The organism is Streptomyces sp. col6, assembly GCF_008042035.1.
Classification (GTDB): domain Bacteria; phylum Actinomycetota; class Actinomycetes; order Streptomycetales; family Streptomycetaceae; genus Streptomyces.
In genome coordinates, this window is the sequence record NZ_RDBL01000006.1 from 1,355,671 (window position 1) to 1,374,339 (window position 18,669).

The following is an 18,669-nucleotide window of genomic DNA, read 5'->3' on the forward strand; positions in this document are numbered from 1 at the left end:
ACGCGGCGAAACATTCCGAACGTGATGAGGACGGCCCGCGTGGTGGGAGACGGCTTCGCGGGCAGCCGAGGGGGGCACATGTGACGGGTGTGCAGATCGAGCCACCGGATAAAGCGGAAGGTGCGACGGCCGAGGGCCATGCGGCCCACCTGGAGGAGGCGCTGCTCCAGGCCCGCGCCCTGATCGAGTCCACGGTGTCCCTCTACCGGCGCCGTCCCGCCGCCCCGGACGCGGCGGCGCCCACCGACATCGCCGCGCTCGGTGAGGCCCTGGACCGGATCGTCGGGGGCGCCCGGCACTCGGTCGGCGTCGCGCTGGCCGGCCCCGGCGAGTTCACGGATTCCGTTCTGCGACTGCTCGCCGCACAGCCGCCCAGGGCCGCCGTACGGCTGCTGGGATCCGCCGAGGTCGCCGACGCCTCGTTCGCCGGGCTGCGCCAGCCCCCCGGCCGGCCCCTCGAAGCCAGGGTCTCCGAGAGCGAGTTGCGCGAGATCGTCGTGGTCGACGGCGTCGCGGCGCTGGTGCGTGGAGCCGCCCGGAGCGAGGGGCAGCAGGCCACCGTCGTCAACGACGTCGCGGCCGTGCGCGCCCTGGAACTGCTGTTCGCCGGAGCCTGGGCGCGCGGCCGCAGACTCGCCGACCACCTCGGCCTCAGCCCGCGGCTGCGCAGCGAGCTGACCCGCAGCATCCTGGAACGCCTGAGAGCCGGTCACACCGACGACACGGCGGCTCGCGACCTGAACGTCTCGCTGCGCACCTACCGGCGCCATGTCGCGGAGATCATGCGCGAACTGGACGCCAGCTCCCGCTTCCAGGCGGGAGCCCGCGCGGTCGAGCTGGGTCTGCTCTCGGAGTAGACCGAGCGCTGTCCCCGGCGCGGTCCGTGGCCGGGACGGCGCGAGGAGTCAAGTCAACGGGGACGGTGGGATACGACGTGTCGGGAAGACCAGAGGACGAGCTGGAGCATGCCCTGCTGGAGGTCAGGGAACTCATCGAGTCCACGGTGGCCATCCACCGGGACCGCAGCTTGCGCGAACGCCGGATCACCACGGTGGAAGGCGGGTACGGGGCCGTGCTCGAAGCGGCCGAGGAGCTGATCGGCGGTGCGGTCCACAGCATCGACATCGTGCACGCCCGCACGCCGCTCTCCGGGGAACAGCCCGAGCGGCCGCTCAAGTCGGAGCGGGAACTGATCTACAGCGCGGACGAATCGGTCGCCGTGCGGCTGCTCGCCAGCCCTGTGCTGCTGGACGAGTCCTTCGTAAGGGAACAGCTCGGCCGTGAGCGGCCGGTGGCGATCCGGGTGGCGCGCGTGCCTCCCTTACAGGCCCTGCTCGTCGACGGAGTCACCGGCCTCGTGGTGGCCGAGTCGGCCGTGGGCCGCAGGGCCTCACTGATCCGGGCCCCCGAGGTGCTGCACACCCTGCACACCCTCTTCGCCGGCGTCTGGAGCAACGCCGTGCCGGCCAACGAGCGCATCGTCTTCGGTGACCGCGACCGGGCCGCGCTCGCCCGGCAGATCCTCGGCGCCCTGCGGGCCGGTGTCACCGACGAGGTCGCCGCCCGCGATCTGACCGTCTCGGTCCGCACCTACCGGCGCCATGTCGCGGAGATCATGGCGCTGCTCGGCGCGAGTTCCCGCTTCCAGGCCGGAGTCAGGGCCGCCGAACTGGGCCTGCTCCCGCTGGCCTCGGCACCCGGCCCCGGCGGCCCGGCCGGCCGGTAGCGGCCGCCCGGCCCACCCGAAGCAGCGGCCCCGGCCTCCACGGCCGGGGCCGCACCGCGTCTCCGGCCGCGCCGACTGGCAGCTTCCTGAAAGGAACGTTGCCGCCCCCCGCCCCGGACAGTTGTATGGGACGTCGGGAACGGGATTCCGGAACACCCGGAATTTCCCGCCCCCGGCGGCAGCCCATCCCCCGTGCGCCGCCGTGCGCGGGGGTCCGGACCTTCCTTCTCCGGACCCCCGCGCCCCGGTCGAACACCGCGCGGAAGGCGGCCCCATGAATCAATTGCCGATCGGTCTGGTGTTTCCCGGACAGGGGACACAGAAAGAGGGAATGGGCGCCGCCTGGCGGGAATCCCCGTCCTGGGACCTGACCGCGGAAATCTCCGAGGTGACCGGCGAGGACATTCCCCGGCTCCTGCTGCACACCCCCGGCGAACAGCTCCGGCGCACCGACCTGGCCCAGCTCGCCGTCTTCACCGTCGCGGTGATCGCGCACGCCGAGGCGGTCCGGCTCGGCGCGCTCGGCGGACGCGTGGTGGCCTGCGCGGGCCACAGCCTGGGGGAGTACGCCGCGCTCACCGCGGCCGGTGCCCTCACCGTCGCTGACGCCGCCGCGCTCGTCGCCGTCCGCGGCCGGGCCATGCGGGACGCCGCCGAGGCGCGCGAAGGCACCATGGGCGTCCTGGTCGCCGCGCCCCTGGCGGAGGTGGAGACCCTTGTCGCGGCCGTGCGCGCGTCCGGCGCCGACGTCTGGATCGCCAACGTCAACAGCCCGGGGCAGACCGTGGTGTCCGGCTCGCCCGGGGGGATCGACGCGCTCGACGCCGAGGCCCCCGCCATCGGCGCCAAGATGATCCGCCTCCAGGTCGGCGGCGCCTTCCACAGCCCGTACATGGCACCGGCCGCCGAGACCCTGCGCCGGGCCCTGAAGAACGCCCCCTTCGCCCCCACGCACCTGCCCGTCGTCGCCAACGCCGACGCCGAGCCGTACACGGGCGACTGCGACTGGCCCGAGCTCTCCACCCGCCAGCTCACCTCACCGGTGCTCTGGGAGAGGTCCGTCGCGACCCTCACCGGCCGGCTCGGCTGCCGCCGCCTGGTCGAGCTCGGCCCCGGCCGCACCCTGGCCGGCCTGGTCCGCCGCATCGACGGGGACACCGAGGTCGTCTCCCTCGACAGCCCCGATGCCCTGGACGCACAACCCGACGCGAGCGAGGAGACCTGACCACCATGGCACTGGGCACCGAGAGCATCTGGCTGCGCGCCTACCCCGGCGCGGCGCCGCCCCGCACCAGGCTCCTGTGTCTGCCGCACGCCGGGGGCTCGGCCAGCTTCTTCCACAGCTGGGGCAACGCCCTCGGCGACGACGTGGAGGTGGTGGCCGTCCGCTACCCCGGCCGGCAGGAACGTATCGCCGAGGAACCCGTCGACGACATCGAACTCCTCGCCGACTCGATCAGCGCGGAGCTGGTCCCGTTCCTCGACACCCCGCTGGCCCTCTTCGGACACAGCATGGGCGCCTCGCTCGCGTACGAGATCGCCCTGCGCCTGGAGGCGCGGTACGGCGTCGTCCCGGCCGCGCTGATGGTCTCCTGCCGCAAGGCCCCGCACCTGCTCACCCCGCGTACGGCGGCCCTGACCGACGACGGCCTGATCGACGAGGTCCGGCGGCTCGGCGGGACGGACAGCGCGCTGCTCGCCGAACCGGAGCTGCGCGAGCTGATCCTGCCCGCGATCAGGGCCGACTTCTCGGCCGTCGCCCGGTACGCGGCACGCCCCGGCGTCCCCGTGGGCTGCCCCGTCACCGGCTACGTCGGCGACAGCGACCCCGATGTCGACTCCGAAGCGGTCCGGGCCTGGCGGCGGGTCGCGCCCCGGGGCTTCGGCCTGAAGGTCCTTGCCGGCGGCCACTTCTACCTTGTGGACCGCCGCGCCGAACTCCTCGCCGACATCCGCGCGCGGCTGGCACGAAATCCCTGAAAAACGCCGCCGCCGACGCCGGTTGGCAGCTTGTTGCAGTTCTCGTTGTGGCGCAAAGAACTCCACGCCAGCATTCATTCCAGTAATCCGGCCGCGCGTTATGGGGCGGCATTCCGAAAAGGAGAAAAAGCGTGTCCACTGCTACGCAGGACGAGCGACTCGACACCATCAAGGAAATCGTCTGCGACATTCTTGAGATCGAGGAGGACGAGGTAACCCCGACGAGTCTCTTCAAGGAGGACCACGACGCGGACTCGCTGCGCGCCATCGAGATCCTCGCCGCCCTGGAGAAGGAATTCGGCGTCGTCATCAACCAGAGCGAGCTGCCGCGCATGGTCAACCTGACGGGTGTCTACGAGGTCGTCTCGGAGCCGGCCGGCTGGTAGTCCGTCCCCGCTGCGGTTGATTGGGAGGTTGGCATGACGGCAGTGCGCGGCACCGGCCACGACCGGACCGAGCGGCACCGGGTCGTCCTGACGGGACTCGGTGTGGTCTCCAGCATCGGCCTGGGGGCGAAGGAGTTCCTGCAAGGGCTCCGCGAAGGACGCAGTGGTGCACGGCGCATCACGGTGTTCGACACCGAGGGCTTCGCCCACGCGAACGGGTGCGAGATCACGGACTTCGAACCGCGGGAGTGGATCAGCACCCTGGACGTGGAACAGCTCGGCCGTGCCGCGCAGTTCTCCGTCGCGGCGGCCCGGATGGCGCTGGAGGACTCGGGACTCGGTCTGGAGGAGCTGCGCGGCCGTCGCGGCCTGATCTCCATCGGCACGACCGACGGCGAGAGCTACGACCTGGACCAGCTGGTCGAGGGCGAACTCGCCGACGGCATCGGAGCGTTCGACGCCACCGCTGCCCGGCGCATCCCCGCCGGGCGGCTGTCGGTGGCCATCGCCCAGGAACTCGGCCTCCGCGACGTGGAGGCACTCACCATCCCCACCGCCTGCTCGGCGGGCAACTACGCGATCGGCTACGGCTTCGACGCCGTCAGCTCGGGCGAGGCGGAATTCGCCTTCTGCGGCGGGGCCGACGCCATGTGCCGGAAGACCTTCACCGGCTTCTACCGGCTCGGCACCATCGCCCCCGACCGCTGCCAGCCCTTCGACGTGGACCGCAAGGGCATCCTGACCGGGGAGGGCGCAGGCGTCCTCGTACTGGAACGCCTGGACTCCGCCCTGGCCAGGGGCGCCACCATCTACGCCGAGGTGCTCGGCTACGGCCTCAACTGCGACGCGCACCACCAGGTAGCGCCCGACCGCGACAGCGTCGCCGAACTGATGCGGCTGGCCCTGGACAACGCGGGCGTCGCACCCCACGAGGTGGACCTCATATCGGCGCACGGCACCGGCACCAAGGCCAACGACATCACCGAGGCCGGCGCCATCCGACAGGTCTTCGGAGACACGCCTCCCCGCACCGTCTCCATGAAATCGATGCTCGGCCACAGCATGGGCGCGGCCAGCGCGCTGGGGGCCATCGGCTGCGCCCTGGCGATCATGAACCGCTTCATCCCGCCCACCATCAACCACGTCACCACCGACCCCGAGTGCGACGTCGACTGTGTGCCGAACCAGGCGGTCGAGGCCGACCTGCGGATCGTTCAGAACAACGGTCTCGCTTTCGGCGGCAACAACGCGGCGGTACTGCTGGGCCGGTACGACGCAATCAAGGAGGCGTCATGACGATCCGCCCCATCATCGGGATGGGCGCCGTCGCAGCGACCGGCTCCGGGGTCGGCGAACTCTTCGAGAGCCTGTGCCTGGGCCGCAGCGGCCGGGCCGAGCTCCGCGGCTTCGACCGCACCCGCTTCCGGGCCCAGCACGCCTACGAGGTGGACGACCGCCCCGTGCCCGGCGAGGACATCCCCGGACGGGCCACCCGGCTCCTGCTCGACGCCATCGGGCAGGCCGCGGCGGACGCCGGGCTGGGTGAGGACCTGAGCGGCATCCCCATCCTCATCGGCACCGGACTGCGCGAACTGCGCTCCCTCGAACTGTGGTGGCGCGACGGCTCCCCATTCGCCGACTCCGGGCTGCACTTCGGCACCGGACTGCGCGAGCGCTTCAACGCCGACGTCACCCACACCTTCTCCAACGCCTGCTCCGCCTCCCTGTACGCCCTGGCGCTCGCCTCGGACCTGCTGGACCAGGGCGGGGACGACGGCCCCGACACCGTGATCGTCGCCGGCGTCGACGTGCTCACCGAGTCCATGTACGGACTCCTGGAGCGCGTGCACCCCGTGCCGCCCGACCGGGTGCGCCCCTTCGACCGCAACCGCACAGGCGTCCTGATGGGCGACGGCGCCGCGGCGATCGTGCTGCGCCGCACCGACCGCGACGCGCCCCAGGTGCATGGCCGGCTGCGCGGCGTCGCCGTCAACTGCGACGCCTACCACGTCACCGCCCCGTCCCCGGAGGGCATCGCCGAGGCCATGCGCTCCGCGTACCGGCTCGCCGGGGTCAAGCCCGCCGACGTCGACCTGGTGATGCTGCACGGCACCGGCACCCTCCTCAACGACGAGGCGGAGGCCGGCGCGCTGGCCGCCGTGCTCGGCGGTGACGCGGACAAACCGCTGATGACCGCCGTCAAGTCCATGACCGGGCACACCTCCGGGGCCTCCGGTCTGCTCAACCTGATCGTGGGCCTGTGCGCCCTCAACGAGGGCCGGGTGCCGCCGACGGTGGGGCTGGACGACCCGGTCGAGGAGGCGGCGCCGTTCCGCTTCGTCACCGGCGAGGCGGCCGCCGGCCGCCGGCTGAACGTGGCGCAGCTCAACGCCTTCGGATTCGGCGGCATCAACGCCGTCACCATCGTGGAGGGAAACCGATGAGCACGCAGAGTGCCGCGGTCGTCGTCACCGGAGCCGCCGTCCTGCTGCCGGGGGCGGACACCGTGAAGGCCCTGGCAGACGGGCCCGCGCCGGGCGGCGCCCCCGTCGACCCCGCCGGTTACGTGGGCCGCAAGGGCCTGCGCTACAAGGACCGGGCCACCCAGCTCGGTTACTGCCTGACCGCCGCCGCCCTCGGGGACGCCGGACTGCTCGGCGAGGACGGCCTGACCGTGCCCGCCGAGTCCGTCGGAGTGGTCGCCAGCTCCAACTTCGGCAATCTCGACACCGTGGTCCGGGCGCTGGACACCATCCGGGAGGAGACCGTCACGGCCACCAGCCCGATGGACCTGCCGAACGCCTCCAGCAACGTCCTCGCCTCCTCGGCCGCCATCCGCTACGGGCTGCGCGGCCCCAACCTGATGGTGTGCAACGGCGAGACCTCCGGACTGGACGCCGTCCACTGGGCGGTCACGATGATCACGGCCGGCCGCTCGGCCCGGATGCTGGTCCTCGGCGTCGAGCCCGACAACGAGGTGGTGCGCCGGCTCCTCGGCGGCACCCGCGCGGTGGACGGCGGCGCGGCCCTGCTCCTGGAGTCCCGGGCCGCCGCCGCGGAGCGCTCCGCGACCGTACGGGCCGTGGTCGGCCCCTACCGCAGGAGCGCCGCCGCCGCCGCGCCGCTCCCCGGCCGGCGCTGGACGCTTCCGGAGCACCTCGGCCGCGCCTCGGGCGCCCACGGGGTCCTCCAGTGCGCCGCCGCCGTCGGCTGGTTCGATGTCGGCGAGCGCGAGCCGGTCCATGCCGTCACGGGCACCGCGCAGGACGACGCGAGCGCGAACCTCGTACTGCTGGCACCGGAGGCGGCCGGGTGAGCGCCGACCCCGACCTGCGGCCCGTCTCCGTCCAGCGGCGCACCACCGGCACCGGCCGGCGGATGCTCCTGCTGCACGGCCTCGCCGCCAACGACAGCGTCTGGGACCGCACGGTCGACCGGCTCCCGGCGGACGCCGAGGTCTGGACCGCCCGCCTGCCCTGGCGCACCGACGGCATCGGCGACTGGGGCCAGGAGCCCAACCTCAAGGGCTGGCTCGCCAAGGCCCTCGAAGCGGTGCCCGGCCGCGCCGAGACCGTCGTCGCCCACTCGATGGCGGCCAACGTGCTCCTCGACCTGCTCGACCAGAAGGGCCGGGGCGGCACCGACCCGCTGCGCCACTACGGCATCCGCTCGCTGGTGCTCGTCTCGCCCTTCTTCCGGTCCCGCGCCGACCAGTTCGACTGGGAGACGATCAGCTACTACCTGAACGACTTCCACCGGATCATGGAGGAGGGGATCCGGGTCCACTCGGACGGCCGGCTCCCCGCCGACATCCAGGAGGCCATGGGCAAGCGGGTGCGCGACCGGGTCGGCCCCCACGGCTGGCTCCGCTTCTTCGAGCTCTATCTGCGCACCCCCACCCTCCAGACCTCACGGATCACCGTGCCCACCCTGGTGCTGGCCGGTGAGACCGACTTCGCGGCCCCGCCGGCCGAGAGCCTGGCGCTCGCCGCCGCCCTTCCCGCCGCGCACGCCCGCGTACTGCCCGGCTGCGGCCACTTCCCGATGATCGAGGCGGCCGAACGGTTCGCCGAGGAGATCCGGGAGTTCGTCCGACACCCCGCGTCCGCCGCCCCCTTCGCGGCAGCCGCCCCCATCGACGCCATGGAGTCCCAGCGATGACCCTCGTCACGGAAACCGCCGTCAAGGCGCTCCTCAGCACCCCGACCACCACCCAGGTGCGCCCCCGCTACGAGGGCTCCAACATCTGCACCTGGATCGGCTTCAAGCACGTCAACTACCTCGTCGAGGAAGCCGTACTCGACCACTTCCGGCAGGCCGGACTCCCGGCCCGCGCGCTGTACGAGACCCACGGCCTCGGCCTCGACCTGGTCTCGGTGGACACCCGCATCCTGCACGCCTTCCACATGGACGACGTCGCCGAGGCGGAGGTCGTGCCGTGGACCCCCAAGGGCGAGGCCGACTCCACCACTCTCGACTTCAAGGTCACCATCCGCCTGGAGCGCGACGGCGAGACGCTCAAGGCGGTGACCGCCAAGGTGCGGGTGTCGCTGCGCATCGACACCTACCTCGAAGCGGCGGGCGACGTGCCCGCCGAGCTGGCCCGGTACGCCGTCGCCACCCTCGGCGACGACCTGGAGCGCGAGCCCGCCACCGCCGCCCCGGCCGAGGAGGAGATCCTCGCCTCCCTCACCGCCGGGCAGAACGCGTACGCCTGGAAGTGGAACATCCCGTACCCGTACTGCCACTTCACCGAGCGCATCCAGATGTCCGGCTATCTGCGGCTGATGGAGGAGGGCAAGGACCGCTTCGTCGCCGACCGGGGCATCTCCATCAAGACCCTGCTCGACGACCGCCGCTGGATCCCCGTCGTGCCGCGCTCCGACATCCGCATCCTCGACGAGGCGCTGATGGAGGAGGACCTCTACACCGTCTACACCGTCGAGGAGGTCTTCAAGGACTTCACCTACACCTCGCGCATGGACTTCTACGTGCTCCGCGACGGGCAGCTGGTGAAGACCGCCACCGGCCGGATCGTGCACGGCTACGCCGTCATCGCGAACCGGCGCGACTGGAGCCTGGTCAGCCTCGACCGGAGGGTCGTCGATGCGATCAACGGCACGACGCGGCAGGCGTGACGGAGGCCTGGGCGGGCGGCGCACCACCCAGGCGGCTGCTCATCGAGAGCCAGGGGTGCGACACCGACGACGCCGGCTTCCGGCGCGACGCCGTCACCCAGGTCCTCACCGGACACTCCGTTCTCCTCTTCCTGGTCCAGGACGGAGTCGTCCTGGCGCTGCCCGGCAGCGACGACGAACTGGACCGGTTCCAGGGGCGGGGCGGAGTCCTCGCCGCGGACGCCCACTCGCTCGCCCAGCGGGGACTGGACACGGTCCCCCTCCGCCCCGGCCTGCGCGTGATCGGCATGGACGAGGTGGCGGGCTGGATCCTCGACCCCGCCGTCCAGGCGGTGTGGCACTGACAGCCCATTTCCTGTGAGCCCGCGCGAACCGCGCGCGGGCAGCTGAGAACGGAAGGAACACGTGACGGTCATGTCCCCAGTCACCACCGGCGCCGGGCGCCCGGTGATCACCGCCTGGTCCGCCGTGTCGTCGTACGGCATCGGCAGGCCGGCGTTCACCGAGGGCCTGCGTGAACGGCGCCCGACCGTCACCGGACTCGGCCCCGAGCACGCCCCGACCCCTGACGGCACCGGTTGCGTCGTCCCGTCCTTCGACATCCGCGGGGTCCTGGGCAAGAAGGGCACCCGCTCCATGGACCGGGTCACCGGTCTCGCCGTCACAGCCGTGGGCTCCCTCCTCGACGACGGCGAGCGCAACCGGGCCGTCGGCACCGGCGAGGGCGCCGCGTTCGCCCTCGGCACCACCACCGGCAGCGCCCAGTCGATGATGGACTTCACCCGCGACTCCCTCACCGGCGAGCAGCCCTTCTTCGTCGACCCGGCGCGCTTCCCCAACACCGTGATGAACTGCGCCGCGGGACAGAGCGCCATCTGGTACCAGCTCAAGGGCCCCAACGCCACCATCGCGGGCGGCCGGACCGCCGCCCTCCACGCCCTCAACTACTCGCGCAGACTGCTCGGTTCGGGCCGCGCCCGCACCGTGCTCTGCGGGGGAGCGGAGGAGTTCTCGCCGGCCCGCGCCTGGCTGGAGCACCACGCCTCGGACGGCGGCCCCGCGGCCCCGCTCGGCGAGGGCTGCGCCATGCTCCTGGTCGAACCCCACGACCCCGGTGACAGCGGACAGCCCGTCCTCGCCGAACTCCTCGCCGTCGAGCTGGGCGTCGTCATCGAGGGCGGCACCGGCCCCGCCCTCGTCTCCTGCCTGCGCTCCGCCCTGCACCGGGCCGGAGCCGAACCGGCCCAGGTCGTCGCCGTCGCCCGCTCCGGCGCCCCCGGGCCCGAGGGCCACGAGGAGTCCGAGGCCGTGCACGAGGTCTTCGGCGCCGCCGGTCCCGCCGACCTGACGCCCACCGGGCTGATCGGTGACACCGGGGCCGCCGCGGCGGCGTTCCAGGCCGCCGCCCTGCTCTCGTACGCGGCCGACCACCCGGACACCGCGGCCGGCCGGATCGGCGTGATCACCTCCGTCGACCGCACCGGCACCGTCGGCTGCGCCCTGCTCGGCCTGCGCTGAGCCCGCCCCGCCCCACCAGCTGATGAGAGGAACCGGAACGATGCTGGACAAGGAAGAACTGCGCGCCGTCGTCGCGCAGGTGATGGACGTCGACACCGAAGAGGTGACCGACGATGCCAGGTTCATCGACGACCTGGAGGTCGACTCGCTGATGGCCCTGGAGATCGTCGTCGTCCTGGAAAAGAAGTACGACGTCAAGGTGCCCGAGTCCGAGCTGAAGCACATCGTCGACCTGCGCAGCGCCTACGACCTGCTGCGCGGCAAGCTCGACGCCGCCCGGCAGGCGGCCTGATGGCCGCCGCCGGTCCGCTCGCGGGAACGGTCGAGGTGCGGCCGGCCGAGGACGAATCGCGCACCGCGGCCCGCTTCACCGTGGGCGAGGACGAGACCGTGCTGCCCGGCCACTACCCCGGCTTCCCGATCTTCCCCGGCGTCTGCCTGGTCGAGTGCGCCCACCTCGGCGCGCTGGCCACCGCGCCCGGCGACGTCAAGGACGCCGAGCTGGCCGCCGTGGAGTCGACCCGCTTCACCGGGCCCGTCTTCCCCGGCGACCGGGTGGAGATCGCCATGGGCTGGAAGCGGACCCCGGCCGGCGAGTGGCAGTGCCGGGCGAAGCTCACCACGGACCGGGGCGACGCCGCGACCGTACGGCTGCGCTACCGCGCCCGGACCACCCGGACGGAGACGGCGGCATGAGCGGCCAGCGCGAGATCAGGGCCCGGCTGCCGCACCGCTTCCCGATGCTGCTCGTCGACCGGCTCGTCGACGTCGTCCCCGGTGAACGCCTGACCGCGCTCAAGGCGGTCACCTGCAACGAGCCCTGGTACGAGAAGCTCGGCCCGCACCACCCCGACGAGGACTTCGCCTACCCGCCCTCGCTGCTGGTGGAGTCCTGGTGCCAGGCGGCCGGCGTCCTCGCCACCTGGGACGACCCCAACCCGGACGTCCTCCAGGGTCAGGTGATGCTCTTCGGCGCCATGACCGGCGTCGAGTTCCACCGGCCGGTCCTGCCCGCCGAAGTCCTCGAACACCGCGTCCGGCTCGACCGCCGGATCGACGACACCCTCCTGTTCGAGGGCGACAGCCGCTCGGCCGGCGAGACGGTCATGACCGTCGGCCGGATCGTCATGACCTTCCGCCCCGCCGAGTCGCTGCGCCCCGCCGCGACGGCCGGCTGACCGCAGACCACGGAGAGACATCATGGGAGACAGTGCGCACCGGGTGGCCCTCGTCACCGGCGGATCGCGCGGCATCGGCCGGGCCACGGTGCTCGCCCTCGCCCGCGACGGCCACGACGTCGCCTTCTGCTACCGCTCGGACGACGAGGCCGCCCGCGCCGTGGAGAAGGAGGCCGCACAGGGCGCGGGCACCGCGACCGGCACCCGGGTCGACGTGACCGACGCCGCCGCCGTCCGCGCCTGGGTCACCGCCACCGAGGACCGGTGGGGGCACATCGACGCGGCCGTCACCGCCGCCGGCATCACCCGGGACAACCCGCTCGTTCTGATGGAGGACGAGCAGTGGCGGCAGGTCATCGACACCAACCTCGACGGCGTCTACCACGTCTGCCGGGCCGTCGTCTTCGGCATGATGAAGCGCCGCGCCGGGGCCATCGTGAACCTCTCCTCGGTCGCCGGGGTGTACGGACACGGCACCCAGACCAACTACTCCGCGTCGAAGGCCGGGATCATCGGCTTCTCCCGCGCCCTGGCCAAGGAGGCCGGCCGCGCCGGCATCCGGGTCAACGCGGTCGCCCCCGGGTTCATCGAGACCGACATGGTCGCCGCGATGAACGACAAGGCCCGCAAGGAGGCCCTGTCCTCGATCCCGCTGCGCCGCATGGGCACCGCGGAGGAGGTCGCCGACCTGGTCGCCTACCTGGTCTCCGACCGCGCCGCGTACATCACCGGAACCGTCCTGCAGATCGACGGCGGCATCACCATCTGACCCACCCCCACCCGCACTACCCCGATCGGAGGCGGTGATGGCACGAAGAGGACCGCGCTGGTACTTCTCGTTCCGCAGCCCCTACTCCTGGATGGCCTACCGGGACCTGCTCGGTCAGTACCCCGATGTGGCCGAGCAGATCGAGTGGCTGCCGTTCTGGGAGCCGGACGAACCCGCCCTCGACCATCTGGAGCGCAACAACATCACCCTGCCGTACGTGCCGATGTCCAAGGAGAAGCACCTCTACATCCTCCAGGACGTCCGCCGGCTCAGCCGGGCCCGCGGCCTGGACATGGTGTGGCCCGTCGACACCGAACCGCGCTGGCACGTCTCCCACCTCGCCTACCTCGCGGCCCAGGAGCTGGGCGCCGGACGGGAGTTCATCGCCGAGGTCTACCGGGCCCGCTGGGAGCGCGGCGAGGACATCTCGGATACCGACACCATCCGCCGGGTCGGCAAGGACCTGGGCCTGGACCCGGAACTGCTCGCCGGGGCCCACGAGAACGACGAGGTACGCGCACGCGGTCACGCGGCCCTCGACTCCCTGCACCGCGACGGGGTGTTCGGCGTCCCGTACTTCATCAGCGGCTACGAGAAGTTCTGGGGCGTGGACCGGCTGCCCGACTTCGTCGCGGACGTCCGCGCCCGTGCCACCAAGACCACCGTGAGGAAAGGCTGACCATGACCACCAACCCCTTCGAGAACGACGACGCCCGCTATCTGGTCCTCGTCAACGAGGAGAACCAGCACTCCCTCTGGCCCGCCTTCGCCGAGGTCCCGGCCGGCTGGACCGTGGCCCACGGCGAGGACAGCCGTCAGGCCTGCCTCGACCACATCAACTCCCACTGGACCGACATGCGGCCGAAGTCACTGGCCGACGCCATGGACGCCGCCTGACACCCCCGCCGGGCGGCTGGGCGACGGGCGTTGGCAGCAATTTGCAACGCCCGTTGCCCGGGGGCCCGCGCGGTGTGAACGTGGCATCCACGCAGCTGACGAGAAAGCGACGCCGCTCATGACTCATTCACTGGTCTGCCTTCCCTTCGCGGGCGGCGGGGCAGGCTTCTACCGCGCCTGGAAGAACCTTCCCGTGCACGCACCGGACATCGTGCCCCTGCAACTCCCCGGCCGGGAGGAGCTGTTCATCGAGGAGCCGTTCCGGGACGCGGCCGAAGCGGCCGACGCGCTCGCCCCGGCCGTCGCTGACCTCACCGGGGGAGGGCCCGTCGCCCTCTTCGGGCACAGCCTCGGCGCCGTCCTCGCCCACGAGGTCGCCCGGCGCCTCGAACAGGACCCCGCCGTCGAGCTGACCCACCTCTTCGTGAGCGGTTCCCCGGGGCCCCGGGCCGGCCGCAGCCGCCGCGCCACCGGACTTGACGACGACGCCTTCCTCGCGCGCGTACAGGAGTTCGCGGGATACCGGCACGACGCGCTCGCCGACCCCGACATGCGGGAGCTGCTGCTGCCCGTCCTGCGGGCGGACGTGGAGATGCACGAGAACTACCGGCCCGCCACCGACGAACCGCTGCGCACCCCCGTCACCTCGCTGCGCGGCACCGACGACCGGCTGGTCGGCAGGGACGAGGCGGCCGAGTGGCAGCACGCCACCACCGGCGCGTTCCGGCTCGTCGAACTGGCCGGCGAGCACATGTACCTCACCGAGTCGCCGCTGCCGCTCCTCGAAGCGATCGGCGACACCCTGCGCCTGCAGCCGGAACCGCAGCCATGACGCGTACGGCGGACGACAGCCGGGACGCGCGGCTGCGGGACCGGACCGTCGTGGTGACCGGCGCCGCCCGCGGACTGGGCCGCGCGTGCGCCGAGCGCTTCGCCCGGGAGGGCGCCGACCTGGTCCTCGTCGACATCGCGGCGGACGTACCCGGGGTGCCCTACCCCCTCGGCTCGGCGGGCCAGCTGGAGCACACCGCCAAGCTCTGCCGCGCCGAGGGCGCGGCGGTCGTCACCGCTGCCGCCGACGTGCGCGACCCGGAGGCGGTCCGCGAGGTGGCGCGGCAGACCCTCGACCGGTTCGGGTCGATCGACGTGCTGCTCAACGGCGCGGGCATCGCCGCGCCTTCGGGCAAGGCCGTGCACGAGATCAGCGAGGACGAGTGGGATCTGATGGTCGGCATCGACCTGACGGGTGCCTGGCGGATGACGAAGGCCGTGATCCCGGCCATGATCGAGCAGCGCTCGGGCAGCGTCATCAACGTGGCGTCCACCGCCGGCCTCGTCGGCTACCGCCACTTCGCGGGCTATGTGGCCGCGAAGCACGGACTCATCGGCCTCACCAAGGCCGCGGCACTCGACTACGGCCCCTTCCGGGTACGGGTGAACGCCCTGTGTCCCGGATCGGTCCGCGACGACCCGCTCCACGAGGGCCGGATGCTGGCGGAGATCGCCCGCTCCCTCGATGTCGACGTGGACGAGCACGAGGAGATCTTCGTGCAGTCCCAGCCGATGAACACCCTCATCGAACCGCGGGACATCGCCGGTGCGGCCCTCTGGCTCGCCGGGGACGACTCGCGCCAGGTCACCGGCACCACCCTCACCGTCGACGGCGGGTTCAGCGCCCGCTGACGGCCCCCGGCCCTCTTCCCCGTCCCTCCCGTACTGCCTCAGGAGTCCGCCCATGTCGAGAAGTCAGGCCAGGCGCTGTCACAGCCTCGTGGTCCGTGTGCCCGGCCCGGTCGATGCAGCGGGGCTGCGACAGCGCCTGTGCGCCGGAGCGGCCGAAGCCCGGCTCGGCACGGGGGAGTTGCGGCTGTGGGAGGAGAACCTGCCCTTCGGCGCCGCGGACCCGGCCGCCGCGCACCGACGCCGCCGGGAGTCCGAACGCCCGCTGCACACCTCGGCCCTCCCGCTGCGGGCCGTACTGCTCCGCTACGCGGACGGGGACGCGGACCTCGTCCTGGTGGCCCGCCACGAACTCACCATCGGCGACGACCCGTTCACCTTCGAACGGGCCGGCACACCCACCGGCGCCGCGACCGGTCGGCGGCCCGCCCTGGAATGGGGCCTCGGCACCCCCGCCGACGCCGGCCGCACCGGTGAGGTGACCGTGCCGCTCCCCGCCGGCCTGCGCGCCGGACCCGCCCTGCTGAGGGGAGCGGTCGCCCTGGTCCTCGCGCGGTACGGCACGGGCGCCCCGGTCGACGAGACACGGCGGACCGCCGACTACCTGGCCGAGTGGGAGAGCACCGGGACCGAGGGACCGCCCGCCCTGACCGGCTCCGGGGTCGGCGTCCGCGTCGAGCGGGCCAAGCCAGGCGAACGCAGGCTCCCGTCCCTCGCCCCCGAACTCCCCGCCGAGCTGCACTTCACCCTGTACGACGGCGGCCGGGCCTCCGGGCTGCTCCGGCACGACCTGGGCGAGCTGACCCCGGTGGTGGCCGAGCGGTTCGCCGGCCATGTGGCGCACGTCGCCGCCCAGCTGGCCGCCGCACCGCAGCAGCCGCTCGACGCGGTCGAACTGCTGACACCGCAGGAGACCGAGGCGGTACTGCGGCTGGGCATCAGCCCCGCCACGGACACCACCACGGCCGGCCGCACCGTGCACGGGCTCTTCGCCGACGTCGTACGCAGGCAGCCCGACGCCGTGGCCCTCACCGCGGGCGACACCCGCCTCACCTACGCCGAACTGGACGCCATGGCCGAGCGGGCCGCGGCCGGCCTGCACGCTCTCGGCGTCGCACCCGGCAGCATGGTCGGCGTCGCCCTGGAACGCGACGCGGACCTGGTGGCGACCCTCCTCGGCGTCCTCAAGGCCGGCTGTGCCTACGTCCCGATGGACCTGCGCTACCCCGAGGAGCGCCTGCGCTACACGGTGGAGAACGCGGGCATCACGGTGGTCGTCGGCGGCGTCGACGCGGCGTTCCCCCCGGCCGACGGCGTACGGGTCGTCACCCCCGACGAGCTGCGCGCCCTCGGCGAGGGCACCGGACCGGTCGCACCGGCACAGGACCCGGCGGCCCCCGCGTACGTCATCTACACCTCGGGCTCCACCGGCCGGCCCAAGGGGGTCGTGGTGCCGCACCGGAACGTCGGCGCCCTGCTCGACGCGACCCGCGAGGACTTCGCCCTCGGCACCGGCGACGTCTGGACCCTCTTCCACTCCAGCGCCTTCGACTTCTCCGTCTGGGAGATCTGGGGCTGCCTGCTCACCGGCGGGCGCCTGGTGGTCGTGGACCACTGGGTCACCCGGGACACCGAACTCTTCTACGACCTGCTGGTGGCCGAGCGCGTCACGGTGCTCAGCCAGACTCCGTCCGCCTTCGCCCAGGTGATCGAGGCGGACCGGAGGCGGCGTGAACCCCTCGCCGTACGTCTGGTCGTCTTCGGCGGCGAACCGCTGGACGTCCGGATGCTCGCGCCGTGGTTCGCCCGCCACCCGCACACCGGCTGCCGGCTGGTGAACATGTTCGGCATCACCGAGACGACGGTCCATGTCACCGCGCACACCGTCACGCCCGCCGATGTGGAGGTCGCGGGCCGCCGGGTCGGCCGCGCCCTGCCCGGCTGGACCCTGTCGGTGCGCGACCCGCGCGGCAGGCTGCTCCCGGTCGGCGCCGCCGGGGAGATCTGCGTGGGCGGCGCGGGTGTCGCCGACCGCTATCTGGGCCTCCCCGGCCTCACCGCGGAACGGTTCGTCGAGGATCCGTACGGCGGCGGGCGCGTCTACCGCAGCGGTGACCGGGGGCGGCTGCGCCCCGACGGCGGCCTCGACCACCTCGGCCGGCTGGACAGCCAGGTCAAGGTGCGCGGCCACCGGATCGAACTCGACGAGATCCGCAACGTGCTGCTGGGCCACCCCGCGGTCTCGGCCGCGGCGGCCGTGCTCAACCACGAGGTGCCGGCCGACCCGGCGACCGCCCGCATCGACGCCTACGCGGCGCTGCGCGAGGGGACCTCCACCGCCGATGTGCTCGCGCACGCCCGGGGTGTGCTGCCGGCGTACATGGTCCCGGCCTCCCTGACGGCGCTGCCCGCGATCCCCCTGACCATCAACGGCAAGGTCGACACGGCCGCGCTGCCGGCGCCGGCCGCCACCGGCCAGGAGGAGCGGACCGAACCGGGCGGTGCCCCGGCCGACGAGCACGACCCCCGGGCCGCGCAGATCCTCAAACTCTGGGGACACGCGCTGAACACCGAAGTGACCGAGAAGGACAATTTCTTCGAGCTCGGCGGGAATTCACTGCTCGTGATCCGGGTACTGCGCGAAATGCGGGAACTCGGCCTGCCGAAGGTCACCACCCAGGATTTCTACCGCAACTCGACGGCAGGCCGGTTCATCGCACTCGTACGGGAATCTCAGGGCTGATCCGTGCCCTGATCCGGAACTTGCTCCGCCGTCCGGCCGCCGGGACTTTCTTCGGAACTCTTCCGGCGGCCGTCCACGCGTCGCTTGATCGCGGAGAGAAGGGCGATACGGATCATTCCGCTCGGAATGCGGATCAGGAACCAGTAACGGCCGAAGTTGCGCCGGGTCCGCTCGTCCGTCGCGTATATCCTGGTCTCCGTCGTCAGGACGCCGGCGGCATAGTGCATATTGAACGCGACCTTGGTGCAGCCCGGCTCCGCATAGTCCCTGAACACCTCGTGCATCGGCCGGTCCGGGCGCACGGGGCCGGCCTGGGAGCCGATCCCTCCGTAGAGCAACTCCTCTTCGGACAGCTCCAGTACGGTGTCCCCGCCCATCGCGAAGTCGTCCAGGACCTTCCCGTCGGCCCGCAGCTTGTTCCGGGTGAAGGCGAGGAAGAAGCGCGCCACCGGGGCCTCGCGCCAGGTCATCTCGCGCGCCGCGCGCAGCACTTCCTCGCGGGGTGCCGAAACGGCCACCCAATGCCGTTCACGGAAATGCCATTGCGGCATGTGACGGTCCAGCAGGGTGGCTTCTGATTTCACGTCTCCGGTCATGTTCCTCACGCTAGCACGCGGCCTCCGCCCCGCGGGTGGCAACTTTCTGCAACGGCCG

At 72.5% G+C, this 18,669-nt stretch carries 22 protein-coding genes; 21 read left to right on the top strand and 1 reads right to left on the bottom strand.

Annotated features, from left to right (window positions below; genetic code table 11):
* Positions 1-80 precede the first annotated feature (80 nt).
* The 21 genes from EAO73_RS10190 to EAO73_RS10290 all read left to right on the top strand — a co-directional run bounded on the left by EAO73_RS10190 (position 81) and on the right by EAO73_RS10290 (position 18,015).
* Entirely contained in the window at positions 81-857 is a 777-nt protein-coding gene (locus EAO73_RS10190) for a DNA-binding response regulator (RefSeq protein ID WP_224756222.1), read from the top strand.
* A 77-nt stretch (positions 858-934) separates the two neighbouring features.
* Complete coding sequence (locus EAO73_RS10195) at positions 935-1,726, top strand: LuxR family transcriptional regulator (protein ID WP_147971057.1); 792 nt, start codon at positions 935-937, stop codon at positions 1,724-1,726.
* A gap of 274 nt (positions 1,727-2,000) precedes the next feature.
* Positions 2,001-2,951: an ACP S-malonyltransferase gene (locus EAO73_RS10200; protein ID WP_147971058.1), complete on the top strand. Its 951-nt coding sequence runs from the start codon at positions 2,001-2,003 to the stop codon at positions 2,949-2,951.
* A 5-nt stretch (positions 2,952-2,956) separates the two neighbouring features.
* Positions 2,957-3,706 carry a thioesterase II family protein gene (locus tag EAO73_RS10205; RefSeq protein ID WP_147971059.1) on the top strand — a complete coding sequence of 250 codons (750 nt, stop codon included), beginning with the start codon at positions 2,957-2,959 and terminating at the stop codon, positions 3,704-3,706.
* A 131-nt stretch (positions 3,707-3,837) separates the two neighbouring features.
* Complete coding sequence (locus tag EAO73_RS10210) at positions 3,838-4,092, top strand: acyl carrier protein (protein ID WP_147971060.1); 255 nt, start codon at positions 3,838-3,840, stop codon at positions 4,090-4,092.
* Between the two features lie 33 nt (positions 4,093-4,125).
* Positions 4,126-5,388, top strand: a complete 1,263-nt coding sequence (locus EAO73_RS10215; RefSeq protein ID WP_147971061.1) for a beta-ketoacyl-[acyl-carrier-protein] synthase family protein — start codon at positions 4,126-4,128, stop codon at positions 5,386-5,388.
* Positions 5,385-6,536, top strand: coding sequence for a beta-ketoacyl-[acyl-carrier-protein] synthase family protein (locus tag EAO73_RS10220; RefSeq protein WP_147971062.1), 1,152 nt, complete (start codon positions 5,385-5,387; stop codon positions 6,534-6,536). Before EAO73_RS10215 ends, EAO73_RS10220 begins: the two co-directional genes overlap by 4 nt.
* Positions 6,533-7,408 (top strand): beta-ketoacyl synthase N-terminal-like domain-containing protein, encoded by an 876-nt coding sequence (locus tag EAO73_RS10225; protein WP_147971063.1) that lies wholly within the window; start codon positions 6,533-6,535, stop codon positions 7,406-7,408. Before EAO73_RS10220 ends, EAO73_RS10225 begins: the two co-directional genes overlap by 4 nt.
* A complete protein-coding gene (locus EAO73_RS10230; protein WP_147971064.1) occupies positions 7,405-8,253 on the top strand; it encodes an alpha/beta fold hydrolase in 849 nt (282 codons plus the stop codon). Before EAO73_RS10225 ends, EAO73_RS10230 begins: the two co-directional genes overlap by 4 nt.
* Entirely contained in the window at positions 8,250-9,230 is a 981-nt protein-coding gene (locus tag EAO73_RS10235) for a hypothetical protein (protein WP_147971065.1), read from the top strand. The genes EAO73_RS10230 and EAO73_RS10235 overlap by 4 nt, the downstream gene beginning before the upstream one ends.
* Positions 9,227-9,574 carry a DsrE family protein gene (locus EAO73_RS10240; protein WP_147971066.1) on the top strand — a complete coding sequence of 116 codons (348 nt, stop codon included), beginning with the start codon at positions 9,227-9,229 and terminating at the stop codon, positions 9,572-9,574. The genes EAO73_RS10235 and EAO73_RS10240 overlap by 4 nt, the downstream gene beginning before the upstream one ends.
* 70 nt (positions 9,575-9,644) lie before the next feature.
* Positions 9,645-10,748, top strand: a complete 1,104-nt coding sequence (locus tag EAO73_RS10245) for a beta-ketoacyl synthase N-terminal-like domain-containing protein (RefSeq protein WP_147971067.1) — start codon at positions 9,645-9,647, stop codon at positions 10,746-10,748.
* 40 nt (positions 10,749-10,788) lie between these two features.
* Positions 10,789-11,040 carry an acyl carrier protein gene (locus tag EAO73_RS10250; protein WP_147971068.1) on the top strand — a complete coding sequence of 84 codons (252 nt, stop codon included), beginning with the start codon at positions 10,789-10,791 and terminating at the stop codon, positions 11,038-11,040.
* A complete protein-coding gene (locus tag EAO73_RS10255; RefSeq protein ID WP_147971069.1) occupies positions 11,040-11,444 on the top strand; it encodes a 3-hydroxyacyl-ACP dehydratase FabZ family protein in 405 nt (134 codons plus the stop codon). The genes EAO73_RS10250 and EAO73_RS10255 overlap by 1 nt, the downstream gene beginning before the upstream one ends.
* Entirely contained in the window at positions 11,441-11,926 is a 486-nt protein-coding gene (locus EAO73_RS10260; RefSeq protein ID WP_147971070.1) for a 3-hydroxyacyl-ACP dehydratase FabZ family protein, read from the top strand. The genes EAO73_RS10255 and EAO73_RS10260 overlap by 4 nt, the downstream gene beginning before the upstream one ends.
* 22 nt (positions 11,927-11,948) lie before the next feature.
* Positions 11,949-12,695: a 3-oxoacyl-[acyl-carrier-protein] reductase gene (fabG, locus tag EAO73_RS10265; RefSeq protein WP_147971071.1), complete on the top strand. Its 747-nt coding sequence runs from the start codon at positions 11,949-11,951 to the stop codon at positions 12,693-12,695.
* 37 nt (positions 12,696-12,732) lie between these two features.
* Entirely contained in the window at positions 12,733-13,374 is a 642-nt protein-coding gene (locus EAO73_RS10270) for a 2-hydroxychromene-2-carboxylate isomerase (protein WP_147971072.1), read from the top strand.
* A 2-nt stretch (positions 13,375-13,376) separates the two neighbouring features.
* The gene (locus tag EAO73_RS10275) at positions 13,377-13,592 is read left to right on the top strand and encodes an MbtH family protein (protein WP_147971073.1); all 216 of its coding nucleotides are present in this window, start codon (positions 13,377-13,379) and stop codon (positions 13,590-13,592) included.
* Between the two features lie 118 nt (positions 13,593-13,710).
* Positions 13,711-14,424 (top strand): thioesterase II family protein, encoded by a 714-nt coding sequence (locus EAO73_RS10280; protein ID WP_147971074.1) that lies wholly within the window; start codon positions 13,711-13,713, stop codon positions 14,422-14,424.
* Positions 14,421-15,275 carry an SDR family oxidoreductase gene (locus EAO73_RS10285; protein ID WP_147971075.1) on the top strand — a complete coding sequence of 285 codons (855 nt, stop codon included), beginning with the start codon at positions 14,421-14,423 and terminating at the stop codon, positions 15,273-15,275. Before EAO73_RS10280 ends, EAO73_RS10285 begins: the two co-directional genes overlap by 4 nt.
* 52 nt (positions 15,276-15,327) lie before the next feature.
* Complete coding sequence (locus tag EAO73_RS10290) at positions 15,328-18,015, top strand: non-ribosomal peptide synthetase (protein WP_147971076.1); 2,688 nt, start codon at positions 15,328-15,330, stop codon at positions 18,013-18,015.
* Here EAO73_RS10290 and EAO73_RS10295 read toward each other — a convergent pair.
* Positions 18,006-18,611 (bottom strand): hypothetical protein, encoded by a 606-nt coding sequence (locus EAO73_RS10295; protein WP_147971077.1) that lies wholly within the window; start codon positions 18,609-18,611, stop codon positions 18,006-18,008. The genes EAO73_RS10290 and EAO73_RS10295 overlap by 10 nt on opposite strands.
* Between the last annotated feature and the right edge of the window lie 58 nt (positions 18,612-18,669).

Excerpts from the sequence above, each read along its gene's own strand:
- EAO73_RS10250 (WP_147971068.1), top strand. The coding sequence starts at position 10,789 with ATGCTGGACAAGGAAGAACTGCGCGCCGTCGTCGCGCAGGTGATGGAC.
- EAO73_RS10220 (WP_147971062.1), top strand. The coding sequence starts at position 5,385 with ATGACGATCCGCCCCATCATCGGGATGGGCGCCGTCGCAGCGACCGGC.
- EAO73_RS10290 (WP_147971076.1), top strand. The coding sequence starts at position 15,328 with ATGTCGAGAAGTCAGGCCAGGCGCTGTCACAGCCTCGTGGTCCGTGTG.
- EAO73_RS10255 (WP_147971069.1), top strand. The coding sequence starts at position 11,040 with ATGGCCGCCGCCGGTCCGCTCGCGGGAACGGTCGAGGTGCGGCCGGCC.
- EAO73_RS10280 (WP_147971074.1), top strand. The coding sequence starts at position 13,711 with ATGACTCATTCACTGGTCTGCCTTCCCTTCGCGGGCGGCGGGGCAGGC.
- EAO73_RS10215 (WP_147971061.1), top strand. The coding sequence starts at position 4,126 with ATGACGGCAGTGCGCGGCACCGGCCACGACCGGACCGAGCGGCACCGG.
- EAO73_RS10275 (WP_147971073.1), top strand. The coding sequence starts at position 13,377 with ATGACCACCAACCCCTTCGAGAACGACGACGCCCGCTATCTGGTCCTC.
- EAO73_RS10235 (WP_147971065.1), top strand. The coding sequence starts at position 8,250 with ATGACCCTCGTCACGGAAACCGCCGTCAAGGCGCTCCTCAGCACCCCG.
- EAO73_RS10295 (WP_147971077.1), bottom strand. The coding sequence starts at position 18,611 with ATGACCGGAGACGTGAAATCAGAAGCCACCCTGCTGGACCGTCACATG.
- EAO73_RS10200 (WP_147971058.1), top strand. The coding sequence starts at position 2,001 with ATGAATCAATTGCCGATCGGTCTGGTGTTTCCCGGACAGGGGACACAG.
- EAO73_RS10205 (WP_147971059.1), top strand. The coding sequence starts at position 2,957 with ATGGCACTGGGCACCGAGAGCATCTGGCTGCGCGCCTACCCCGGCGCG.
- EAO73_RS10270 (WP_147971072.1), top strand. The coding sequence starts at position 12,733 with ATGGCACGAAGAGGACCGCGCTGGTACTTCTCGTTCCGCAGCCCCTAC.
- EAO73_RS10285 (WP_147971075.1), top strand. The coding sequence starts at position 14,421 with ATGACGCGTACGGCGGACGACAGCCGGGACGCGCGGCTGCGGGACCGG.
- EAO73_RS10260 (WP_147971070.1), top strand. The coding sequence starts at position 11,441 with ATGAGCGGCCAGCGCGAGATCAGGGCCCGGCTGCCGCACCGCTTCCCG.
- fabG (WP_147971071.1), top strand. The coding sequence starts at position 11,949 with ATGGGAGACAGTGCGCACCGGGTGGCCCTCGTCACCGGCGGATCGCGC.
- EAO73_RS10225 (WP_147971063.1), top strand. The coding sequence starts at position 6,533 with ATGAGCACGCAGAGTGCCGCGGTCGTCGTCACCGGAGCCGCCGTCCTG.
- EAO73_RS10245 (WP_147971067.1), top strand. The coding sequence starts at position 9,645 with ATGTCCCCAGTCACCACCGGCGCCGGGCGCCCGGTGATCACCGCCTGG.